We start from the raw sequence: 10,797 nt of genomic DNA, 5'->3' as shown, positions 1-10,797 counted from the left end.
GACCCACCCGTTCCCATCCCGAACACGGAAGTTAAGCCCTCCAGCGCCGATGGTACTTGGGGTGAAGACCCCTGGGAGAGTAGGTCGTTGCCAGGAAAAAACAACCCATCCTTAAACGAGGATGGGTTGTTTTTATATTCGATCAGCTTGTAAGTTGAACCCACTAAGCATGGTCTTCAACTATTTGAGTGGTTTTACATACTTGCAGGAAACTTTCTCCTCAGAATGTGAAAAAAGAGTTGCCTTCCCGTGCATTTAAAATGTCTGCTCGCCGTTTCTTGCAACTTTTATAAATATATCCTGCTACACGTGGAAGCAATACGGCGTTGGATTTGCCGTGCGGATCAAACAGTGGATCAGCGCATGGACACACCGCTTCTGCATTAAAGAAAGCCAATCTAGCGAGATAGTTCCCATGACTCATATCTGTAAGTGCTTGTTTATGATGTCCTTCCGTTATAATGGTTTTTATTGTTCGGTCTATTAGACTGGATTGTAATGCTGGAATATCTGAGGAAGGGCTAGTGTTAAAGGATCTCTATAAGTTCTATCGTCGGTTATTGTTATATTTGATTGCAATTCACTTCCTTAATTAGAATAAAAAATACGAACAAACAGGAAAAGGATTGACCTATCATGCATGTTCCAAACCATTAAACTACCTAAAGAAGGAAAGTGATTGGTTACATGCGTGGAGTTCATTGATTACAGTAGCAGCAGTTACTCTTGCGGGTACTCCGTTGATCACAGGACTAAAAAAATCTTAAAGAAGATAAAAAAGTTGTTGACATGGTCTCCTGTAGTTGATAGAATAATAAACGTCGCTGATGATCAATGCGATGATAAAGAATGAAATAAAAAATACTTGATAACGAGAGAAAATGATGCTAAAATAGAATTCGTTATCACCTCATTCCTCAGTAGCTCAATGGTAGAGCACCCGGCTGTTAACCGGTAGGTTGCAGGTTCGAGTCCTGCCTGAGGAGCCATGCTTCCATAGCTCAGTCGGTAGAGCGCTTCCATGGTAAGGAAGAGGTCACCAGTTCGAGCCTGGTTGGAAGCTCCATTCGGCCCGTTGGTGAAGCGGTCAACACACCAGCCTTTCACGCTGGCATGCAGGGGTTCGAATCCCCTACGGGTCACCATTTGGACGGTTAGCTCAGCTGGGAGAGCACCTGCCTTACAAGCAGGGGGTCGGCGGTTCGATCCCGTCACCGTCCACCATATCGTGGAGGGATACCAAAGTGGCCAACTGGGGCGGACTGTAAATCCGCTGGCATTCGCCTTCGTAGGTTCGAATCCTACTCCCTCCACCACTTTCATGTTGGGGAGTAGCCAAGTGGTAAGGCAACGGACTTTGACTCCGTGATGCGTAGGTTCGATCCCTACCTCCCCAGCCATTCATGAGCCATTAGCTCAGTTGGTAGAGCATCTGACTTTTAATCAGAGGGTCGAAGGTTCGAGTCCTTCATGGCTCACCATATATGCGGAAGTGGCTCAGGGGTAGAGCATCGCCTTGCCAAGGCGAGGGTCGCGGGTTCGAATCCCGTCTTCCGCTCCAAAAGTTGAGTACCTTACCTCTATTTGGGGTAAGGTATTTTTGTGCAAAAAATCGAAGAATCTCTGAGGATGGATTCTGATTGTTTTTCATGAGATGAACAATGCAGTGACTTGTCTTTTGATAGTATCGAAGAGCGGGGCTAAAATTGTTCCAGTTAGTATATGTCGAATGTATAACAATTCAATATCAGAACTAAAAATTTTATTCTTCACTCTACATCCTTTTCATGTAGAGTGTTTTTTTATACCTTTTAACGAATAATTATTCCAAGATTTGTAAAAATATAATAGCTGTGGTAGACTAAAAATAAATGATGCAAGAAGGGGACTATTTCAATGGAGAAGAAGTTAATTTCAATTATCGGAATGCCTATGGATCTTGGACAAGGTCGCCGTGGCGTAGATATGGGTCCTAGTGCAATTCGATACGCAGCAGCACAAGATGAACTCATTCGCTTAGGACATGATGTGGAAGATTTGGGTAACCTGCCTGTTCCAAGCCCTGAATCCTCTATCATCGAAAATCAGAATTTAAAATATTTAAAAGAAGTAGCTGAAGCTTGTGAACAATTGGCGGAAACTGTTTCTCAAGTGGTAGAACGTGGCAGATTCCCGCTTGTATTTGGTGGAGATCATAGCATTGCCATAGGGACAATTGCTGGTGTAGCCAAACATTATAAAAATTTAGGGGTTATTTGGTATGATGCGCATGGAGATTTAAATACAGAAGAGACTTCTCCATCTGGTAATATTCATGGCATGTCTTTGGCGGCAAGTTTGGGGGTAGGTCATCCAAGTCTGGTTCAATGTGGTGGCTATGCGCCAAAGGTTCGTCCAGAGAATATTGTTTTAATAGGAACACGTGAATTGGACCCAGGTGAAAAAGAATTGATTCGTCAATTGGGTATTCGTGTATTTACGATGCATGAGATTGATCGATTGGGTATGGCAAGAGTCATGGATGAAGCGATTCATATTGTTTCCAAAGATACAGATGGTGTTCACTTGAGTTTGGATTTAGACGGATTGGATCCAAAGGATTGCCCTGGCGTTGGCACTCCTGTACCTGGTGGAATCAGTTATCGCGAAAGTCATCTGGCGATGGAAATATTAGCAGAAGCAAACATTCTCACTTCTGCAGAATTCGTGGAAGTAAATCCCATCTTAGATCAAGCCAATCAAACGGCAAAAGTAGCTGTAGCCTTGATGGGATCCGCTTTTGGAAAGAAAATCTTATAAACTTCTCTTTTGCGAAAAGGTTGAAAGCGGTAGCATGATTTAATAATCTGAATATATCTCTTGTTTGATAAGAATAAATAGCTATTTGTTTTGTGTTAAGGCATGAGGGGGCTAATTATCCAAAAAATCCCTCATCTTTTTTTATAAACAAGATTTTTCTTTCTACTTATAAAGAGTAGGTGTCCTGACCAATGCAACAAAGCCTAAAAAAATAAAAATCTTTGATATTTGAACCAGTCTTTGCTAGTACTGGTTTTTTATTTTCTATTTTATTTAAAGTTATTCCTTTTTCGAGCTACTTATCGCATAATGAATACTTGAAAGCGTAAAGAATGTTAGCCGAGATGCTTTGGTAGCATAATAGTATATGGAATGAATTTGATGGAGGCATTTGATGATACAATGGGATATGATGACACGGTATATCGTTGACCTGATCGATATTTTGATCGTTAGCTATATTATTTATCGTATGCTGGTTTTACTGCGGGGAACAAGAGCGGTTCAGCTCTTGCAAGGTGTATTTGTGCTGATTATCTTTTGGCTGGTTAGCAAATTTATGCATTTATCCACCGTTCGCTGGTTGATCCAAAATTTGTTTTCAGTGGGGCTTTTGGCAGTCATCATCATTTTTCAGCCAGAACTGCGTAAAGCTCTGGAGCAATTGGGAAGAGGGGGAATCTTTTTTAACCGTCGGCGGCAGTTTCAACATAAATTGGTAACTCGGATTACGACAGAGATTAGTAAAGCAGCTGCACATTTGTCTAAGCGGCAGATTGGAGCATTGATCGTGATTGAAAGAGAGACTGGCTTATCTGATTATATCGAAACGGGTATTTTACTTGAAGCAAGATTGACTTCGGAGTTACTAAAAAATATTTTCTTACCGAATACCCCTTTGCATGATGGGGCTGTGATTATTCGGGATGGTCAGATTATGGCAGCAGGCTGCTATTTGCCCTTATCTGAAAACCCGTTTATCAGCAAGGAATTGGGCACACGGCATCGAGCAGGCTTGGGGTTGAGTGAGATTTCGGATGCGGTGATTGTCATTGTTTCAGAAGAAACTGGTACGATTTCGGTTGTCACACATGGTCGGATTGAAAGAGGATTTACGGAAGAGCAGCTGAATTTGAGATTGTTACGGGAACTGAAAAAACCAGCGAAAAATCGAAACCGGCTTGGTACCTTCTTGCTTCGTAAGGAGAAGGAGGGTACAGCTGATGAATAAGTGGTTGGAAAACGACATCGTTTTACGTATTATTTCTGTAGGATTGGCGATTATTTTATGGTTTTCGGTCAGTGAAAGTTCTTTTTCCATTTGGAAGGATCGAGATTTTGCTTCCACCCAGACGCGGATTGAGGTGCCCGTTGAAGCAAAGTATGATCAAGATCAATACGAATTGGTCAAGCTATATCCCAATAAAGTTCAGTTGGTTTTGACGGGCGATGAATATTTGCTGGAACGTCTTTCGTTTAATTATCGTGTGTTTGTCGACTTGAGAAAATTGGGAGCAGGGAGACATCATGATGTTCCGCTTCAGATCGAAGGGATCCCACTGGGGATTGATAAAAAACTGAATCCTGCTTCTGTTGATGTAATACTGGAGGAAAAGCTGCAGAAAGAGGTACCAGTCCAGGTTGATTTGGTAGGGAATGTAACAGATGGGTATAAAATTGGGACACCGATTGTAAGTCCTGATAAAGTGCTTGTCAGTGGAACCAAATCGCAATTGGATGAAGTAAAGTCTGTGCGTGCGGTTGTTCAGGTGGGCAATCTGAATCAGGTGATTAAAAAAGATATTCGCTTGCAACCATTTGGAGATCAAGGGCCTTTAAGCTTGAATCAGGTGTCCATCACACCAGAGGTGGTGCATGTCGAAATACCGATGAGTATCCCAAATAAAAAAGTTCCCCTTAAAGTGGAGATTGCCAAAGGGCCACCTCTTGGTTATGCGATTGAGAGCTTAACTTTTAAACCATCAGAAGTGACTGTATTTGGTCCGCAAATCTATTTAAATACACTTGATTTTTATTCCGGAATTCAGCTTGATTTATCCCGAGTAAAAAGTGACCAAACTCTGCATTTGCCTGTATCAGCCAAAAGTCCGGCAGTAAAAGTGGAACCCAAAGACATAGAAATCTATGTTAAAATGGTTCCAGCGGAAACAAAGACCATTGAAAATGTTCCAATCCAGTTAACAGGAATTGGTGAAGGTTTACACGCAAAGTTTGACAGTAAAACGGACGGTAAATTAACAGTCACTGTCTCAGGTGCCCCAGCTATTTTGGAAAATCTAAGTGCGGGTGATATTAAGGCTTATTGTGATGTTTCCAATCTGACCAAGGGAAAACATGTGGTACCTATCCGCTTTAATCTACCTCCTTATGTCAAAGTAGAAAATCAAGAAACAATGAAAGTGAATATTGAATTAACTGAGAAATAAACATTTATCAATAACATAAAATTCATTATTCAACTGATTATCAACCAAGGGAATTTCAAATATCCTTTTTTGATTTTTGTAGAAAAGAGAGGTGAAAATCTGTTACCTGGTCAAGCAATTGTCTGGTAACAGAGAGAAAAGATGGGCAAATATTTTGGTACAGATGGAGTAAGAGGCACAGCCAATAAGGAACTAACGCCTGAACTAGCATTTCGTTTAGGACGGTGTGGGGCATATGTTCTTACCCGTCATAAAGAACGCCCAAAAGTGGTAGTTGGTCGGGATACACGTTTATCTGGTGAGATGCTGGAATCGGCTTTGATCGCGGGTATGCTTTCGATTGGTGTGGATGTGATTCGCCTTGGAGTTGTGAGCACACCGGGTGTGGCCTTTCTGACCCGCCATTTAGGAGCAGATGCTGGTGTGATGATTTCTGCTTCCCATAATCCATTTCCGGATAATGGCATTAAATTTTTTGGAGCAGATGGCTTTAAATTGTTGGATGAGACAGAAGCAGAGATAGAAAAGTTACTGGATCAACCTCAAGATCAGTTGCCACGGCCAACGGGGGAAGGTTTGGGACGTGTCGAAGACGAACCGGATGCCATTAATGAATACTTAGATCATTTGAAAGGAACGATTGACACAGACTTATGCGGTATGCATATTGTCGTCGATGGGGCCAATGGTGCTGCCTATAAAGCGGCTCCTTTATTGCTAAGAGCGTTGGGAGCAGATGTAACAGCGATCAATGTGAACCCTGATGGGGTGAATATTAATGTCGAATGCGGTTCTACCCATCCGGAACGACTACAAAAAGAGGTTCTGCAAAAGGGTGCACATCTTGGACTCGCTTTTGACGGTGATGCGGATCGATTGATTGCAGTCGATGAAAAAGGAAATGTGGTCGATGGCGATCAAATCATGTGCATCTGTGCTGAATTTCTGAAAGAAGTCGGTGAATTGAAGGGAAATACGGTTGTAACCACGGTAATGAGCAATATCGGTTTCTTCAAGGCCATGGAATCGTTCGGGATTGCTACAGAACGCACCAAAGTCGGTGACCGTTATGTTATGGAGAAAATGCGTGAGGGTGGCTACAACCTTGGTGGTGAACAATCGGGTCACATTATTTTCTTGGATCATAATACGACAGGCGACGGTATGCTAACTGCTGTGCAATTGTTGCGTGTCATGAAGGAAAGAGGACAAACGCTTTATGATCTGAGTAAAAAGATGACCAAATATCCACAGCTGCTAGTCAATGTTCGCGTACAATCCAAAGAAGGCTGGGATCAAAACGAAGCCGTGATGGCCAAAATCAAAGAGATAGAAGAGAAGTTAGGTAACGATGGGCGTGTATTGGTTCGTCCTTCCGGTACAGAGCCATTAATTCGAGTGATGGCAGAAGGACCTGACGAGGAACAATTAAAGGAGTATGTGGAAGAAATAGCAGAAGTTGTCCGTCAACAATTGGGCTAAAACTTTCAGGGCGTAACATCTCCGTAACATCTAATGGAGGTGCTGCGCCTTATTGTTCTTTTTCATGGAGATGGGGATAACTGTTAACCATTATGGATCATGAAGAAAATAGACGGTTTTGTTGCTTCGATGGGTTTAGGGTTACTCGTAAAAGAAAAAGACTTTAGAAATCGATATATCCTTTAATATTAGACTACATTCAGAAGAAATATTTAAATCGCTTTTTACGGGTTTTTATACTCACAGGTGTCGCGAATCCTCTTTTTATTGTATAATAATATATATGCATAGAAAGGGAGGTGAAGGCGGCTAGTATAGAGGGAGCTTTTTTTTGTTTTTTGTCGGAAAGCGCCAGGACTGTAAGGGAGAGCTTACAGTTGACGAGGAGGAGGAGCATCGAGTGATCGGCGGATGCCTCCCGGTGTTGCGTCAGCACCGTGGAATCACAGCACAAACCAGCAAGGTGACTTGCTGCACAAAGGCTGTGGTATGACGCATAAAGGTTACGGTTCGTTTAGAAAAAGAGAAAAATGATGAATATTGTAGGGGGTAAATGGAATACATGTGCGGAATTGTTGGATATATCGGTTCGAAAGAGGCTCAGGGCATTTTGCTGGAGGGTTTAAGTAAGCTGGAGTATCGTGGGTATGACTCAGCTGGATTGGCTGTATACAATGGTGAAACGATCGGAGTCAATAAATCCAAAGGACGCTTGGCTGATCTGGAAGCGAAGCTGTCCACTCGTTCATTGCCTGGTAACTTGGGAATTGGTCATACACGCTGGGCGACTCATGGAAAACCATCGGATGAAAATGCCCATCCACATACTGATGAGCATGGTATGTTTGCGATCGTTCACAATGGGATTATTGAGAACTATATCGAATTAAAGGAAGAACTCATCGCAAAAGGGCATCGGTTTACATCAGAAACGGACACAGAAGTAGTTGCCAAACTGTTAGCGGATCTGTGGGACGGAGACTTGGTTTCTACAGTACGTAAAGTCGTTGCGCGTTTGCATGGTGCGTATGCACTCGGTATTATCAGCGAGTATGAACCAGATAAGTTAGTAGCTGTACGTCTGGCCAGCCCGCTGGTTGTTGGATTGGGAAAAGGAGAGAATTTTATCGCTTCCGATATCCCGGCGATTCTGAAACATACCCGCGAAGTGTATATCCTGGAAGATGGAGAAATGGCAGTCCTGACAGCGGATCGTGTACAGCTGATGCGCGTAGATGGTACACCGGTGGAACGTGAAGTGATGCAGGTTCAATGGGATATGGAAACAGCAGAAAAAGGCGGATACGACCATTTCATGTTGAAGGAGATTTATGAGCAACCCAAAGCGATTCGGGATACATTGGCAAGCCGCCTGAAAGATGGATTGGTTGATCTGTCGAAGGAAATTTCGCTAACCAAAGAGGAAATTCAAAGAATCGAACGGATTCACTTTGTCGCTTGTGGTACAGCATATCATGCCGGATTGGTCGGAAAATATGTAGTAGAAAAATTGACACGGATTCCCGTTGAAGTAGATGTAGCTTCGGAGTATCGTTATCGTGAACCGATTATCAATGATCGGACATTGTTTATCGCTGTCAGCCAGTCGGGAGAAACTGCTGATACATTGGCTGCTCTCAAAGAAGCGAAAAAGCAGGGAGCCAAAGTATTGGCGATTACAAACGTGGTAGGAAGCAGTGTGGCACGTGAAGCGGATGACGTGATTATCACCTGGGCAGGTCCGGAAATTGCGGTTGCCTCTACCAAAGCATATACTTCCCAGTTGATCGCCATCTATCTATTCGGCATTTATCTGGCTCAGGTGCTGGGTACCAAAGAAGAGGCTGAGTTAAAAGAGTTGGTTGAACATCTTTTAGAGCTGCCCGAAAAGACAGAAGAACTGCTACAACCAGAAAAGGTAAAAGTGGTTGAGCAATTTGCACGTGATATTGCCAAACACCAAAACCTGTTCTTTATTGGTCGTGGATTGGATTATGCAGTTGCTTTGGAAGGGTCACTCAAGTTGAAAGAGATTTCCTACATTCACTCGGAAGCTTATGCGGCAGGCGAATTGAAACATGGTACTTTGGCGCTCATTGAAGAAAACATCCCAGTCATTGCGATTGCGACACAAAAAGCACTCTATGAAAAAACAGTAAGCAATATTCAAGAAGTAAAAGCGCGCGGTGCACATCTGTTGGGTGTAACTGTTGAAGAAGATACGGAGCTGAAAAAGTCGGTAGATGAAGTGATTCGCATTCCAGCTACCATGGATCTTCTCGCACCAGTGCTCACCGTTGTTCCGCTCCAGCTGTTTGCTTATTATGCCTGTGTGGAACGGGGATATGATGTGGATAAACCACGCAACCTGGCGAAAAGTGTAACGGTAGAGTAAAAAAGCAAATCCGTGCAGAAATAAAAAAGCAGTTTAAAAAACACACGTTAAGGAGTAAGGTGTATGGAACTCCGAACGTGTGTTTTTTATTCTAGTATCTCCAGCAAGCCGTTAATTGTGACCGTACGAAATCCCTGTGGGACTAGTTAGTGAAAGTCCAACCGAGGTAAGAGCCAAGTCCCGTAGCGACAGATAATGGGTGGAGAAATCCTAAGGCTGAAGATCCATGAACTGTTTTGTATTAATCACTAAAGATTATAAAAAGGATATCTCCAATGAATTCCAGGATTCCCTCATCATCTTTATCGTCTGACTTTCGCTTGGAAATTTTTGTTCCTGTACTGAGTAGCTGCTGAATCCACTCTTTGATTTCCTGATTCTCTATGATATATTGCTTTAAAGTTCGATTGATTTGATGCTGTTTATCTTTAGAAAAATAGAAATGAATTACCTCCGTAATCTGAAGCAAAAGATATAAAGCAAAAGTTTGCTTACTTAGCGGCTGAGCCCCCGTAAGCTCCTTTTTCATTTGTTTAATTATGCTCTTAATCCGATCTGAATTCAAACGATAGATGGTTTTAGGGATCACCAGATAAACCTGTGTTTCATTTGTGTCAAATAATAGATTTTTATGTTTTAAGCTATCCAAGATATCACAATGAATTTGAGTGAGCAGCTCTTTACGGACTTTAAAATAGTCCACCCAAGATTTAAGCTTTCATACCAATAAGGGATTGGGATCAGACAAAATTTTAACGACACTGTTTATGTACTTGGTATGGATGGATGGTGGCTGGACAAATTCAACTACGCGTCGTTCATTAATTTGAATAGACTGCTCAAGGAGAAGCTCAAGCAGTATGGCATAGATATTTTTTTCTTCTTTGTAATCTTCAGGAAATACTCCCTCATCATGATTCAGTTGATTCATATAAAGCAATGCAAATTTTTCTGTAAGGGTAATCGGTATATTCATCTTGGCCTCCATTTTCTCTATTTCTAATACATGGCAATTAGATTTTATTTGATCTAATTTTCTATCTAATATAAGAGTATATTTATATTCGATTAGTCTATCAATCAGAAAAATTATATACCCATTGCTGAATTTTGCTCTTGACTACAGTTCTAATTAATCTAGCCAATGGAAAATAGCCCATCGGACTCGACATGTACCACATGGTGACCATTTGGATTAATTATTTTATGGGCGTTTCATCATTTTCATGGAGATCACTGTAATGACCATAGTGGGGAGCTGAAATTTTCAGCGACCCAAAGGGGCCGCTGAAAATTTCAATTCTCTAATCTACTAAATACAAGTAACCGAAATGCGTGTGTTAAATGGGACGGTTCTTACGATCACTCTTCTTCTCCTTCTTCTTCTCCGATCATCTCTACAAACAAAAATAAATGTTCTTCTCGTTACACGGCAGATCACAACCAGAACTTCACCAGGTCTGATTGTAAATCTGCGAGTGCGAATTCGTCTTCCGCAACGAACTGTTCGAGTTTCACCACGTCTTAAAACAATGATTCTACGTCTTTGTTGCTCGATTTGTGTGATTGGGTCATATATCGCTTGTGTCATGGTATCACCCCTTTCGAATTCTGATACTATACTCTATTGGAATGGGTTTCATTTTGATTGGTACATTTGTCGATCAAAATGAA

At 41.9% G+C, this 10,797-nt stretch carries 8 protein-coding genes, 8 tRNA genes, 1 rRNA gene and 1 pseudogene; 14 read left to right on the top strand and 4 right to left on the bottom strand.

Translation table 11 applies throughout. The annotated features are described in order from the left end of the window. Positions 1–96 (top strand): 5S ribosomal RNA (gene rrf, locus BMZ78_RS15280); the annotation flags it as partial. Between the two features lie 124 nt (positions 97–220). Here the strand turns inward: rrf and BMZ78_RS19720 are convergent. Then, positions 221–517 (bottom strand): annotated as a pseudogene (locus tag BMZ78_RS19720) (iron-containing alcohol dehydrogenase); the annotation flags it as partial. A 397-nt stretch (positions 518–914) separates the two neighbouring features. On the opposite strand from BMZ78_RS19720, the gene BMZ78_RS15275 reads away from it, so the two are divergent. The 13 genes from BMZ78_RS15275 to glmS all read left to right on the top strand — a co-directional run bounded on the left by BMZ78_RS15275 (position 915) and on the right by glmS (position 9,123). Further along, positions 915–989: transfer RNA gene (locus BMZ78_RS15275), tRNA-Asn, on the top strand. Between the two features lies 1 nt (position 990). Next, positions 991–1,066, top strand: a tRNA-Thr gene (locus BMZ78_RS15270). 3 nt (positions 1,067–1,069) lie between these two features. Beyond that, a tRNA-Glu gene (locus BMZ78_RS15265) sits at positions 1,070–1,145 on the top strand. Between the two features lie 3 nt (positions 1,146–1,148). After that, positions 1,149–1,224: transfer RNA gene (locus BMZ78_RS15260), tRNA-Val, on the top strand. Positions 1,225–1,230: 6 nt separating this feature from the next. Beyond that, positions 1,231–1,316 (top strand) — tRNA-Tyr (locus BMZ78_RS15255). Positions 1,317–1,325: 9 nt separating this feature from the next. Then, positions 1,326–1,400 (top strand) — tRNA-Gln (locus tag BMZ78_RS15250). 5 nt (positions 1,401–1,405) lie between these two features. Next, positions 1,406–1,481, top strand: a tRNA-Lys gene (locus tag BMZ78_RS15245). 5 nt (positions 1,482–1,486) lie between these two features. Next, a tRNA-Gly gene (locus BMZ78_RS15240) sits at positions 1,487–1,561 on the top strand. A 335-nt stretch (positions 1,562–1,896) separates the two neighbouring features. After that, on the top strand, positions 1,897–2,799 hold the full coding sequence (rocF, locus tag BMZ78_RS15235) for an arginase (RefSeq protein ID WP_093231277.1): 903 nt from the start codon (positions 1,897–1,899) through the stop codon (positions 2,797–2,799). A 394-nt stretch (positions 2,800–3,193) separates the two neighbouring features. After that, positions 3,194–4,030, top strand: coding sequence for a diadenylate cyclase CdaA (cdaA, locus tag BMZ78_RS15230; protein ID WP_093231276.1), 837 nt, complete (start codon positions 3,194–3,196; stop codon positions 4,028–4,030). Continuing rightward, positions 4,023–5,246 (top strand): CdaR family protein, encoded by a 1,224-nt coding sequence (locus tag BMZ78_RS15225; RefSeq protein ID WP_093231275.1) that lies wholly within the window; start codon positions 4,023–4,025, stop codon positions 5,244–5,246. The genes cdaA and BMZ78_RS15225 overlap by 8 nt, the downstream gene beginning before the upstream one ends. Before the next feature lie 141 nt (positions 5,247–5,387). Beyond that, complete coding sequence (glmM, locus tag BMZ78_RS15220) at positions 5,388–6,728, top strand: phosphoglucosamine mutase (RefSeq protein ID WP_093231274.1); 1,341 nt, start codon at positions 5,388–5,390, stop codon at positions 6,726–6,728. A gap of 562 nt (positions 6,729–7,290) precedes the next feature. Next, positions 7,291–9,123 (top strand): glutamine--fructose-6-phosphate transaminase (isomerizing), encoded by a 1,833-nt coding sequence (gene glmS / locus BMZ78_RS15215; RefSeq protein ID WP_093231273.1) that lies wholly within the window; start codon positions 7,291–7,293, stop codon positions 9,121–9,123. Positions 9,124–9,364: 241 nt separating this feature from the next. Here glmS and BMZ78_RS15210 read toward each other — a convergent pair whose 3' ends face one another. From BMZ78_RS15210 to BMZ78_RS18595, 3 genes are all read right to left on the bottom strand, one after another. Beyond that, positions 9,365–9,826, bottom strand: coding sequence for a hypothetical protein (locus BMZ78_RS15210; protein ID WP_093231272.1), 462 nt, complete (start codon positions 9,824–9,826; stop codon positions 9,365–9,367). A gap of 15 nt (positions 9,827–9,841) precedes the next feature. Next, complete coding sequence (locus tag BMZ78_RS15205) at positions 9,842–10,099, bottom strand: hypothetical protein (protein ID WP_093231271.1); 258 nt, start codon at positions 10,097–10,099, stop codon at positions 9,842–9,844. A 336-nt stretch (positions 10,100–10,435) separates the two neighbouring features. Further along, a complete protein-coding gene (locus BMZ78_RS18595) occupies positions 10,436–10,714 on the bottom strand; it encodes a hypothetical protein (protein WP_139203341.1) in 279 nt (92 codons plus the stop codon). Between the last annotated feature and the right edge of the window lie 83 nt (positions 10,715–10,797).

It is taken from the genome of Thermoflavimicrobium dichotomicum (assembly GCF_900114055.1).
Classification (GTDB): domain Bacteria; phylum Bacillota; class Bacilli; order Thermoactinomycetales; family Thermoactinomycetaceae; genus Thermoflavimicrobium; species Thermoflavimicrobium dichotomicum.
Note: the sequence above shows the minus strand (reverse complement) of the source record. Positions and strands in the feature narration are given on the sequence as shown.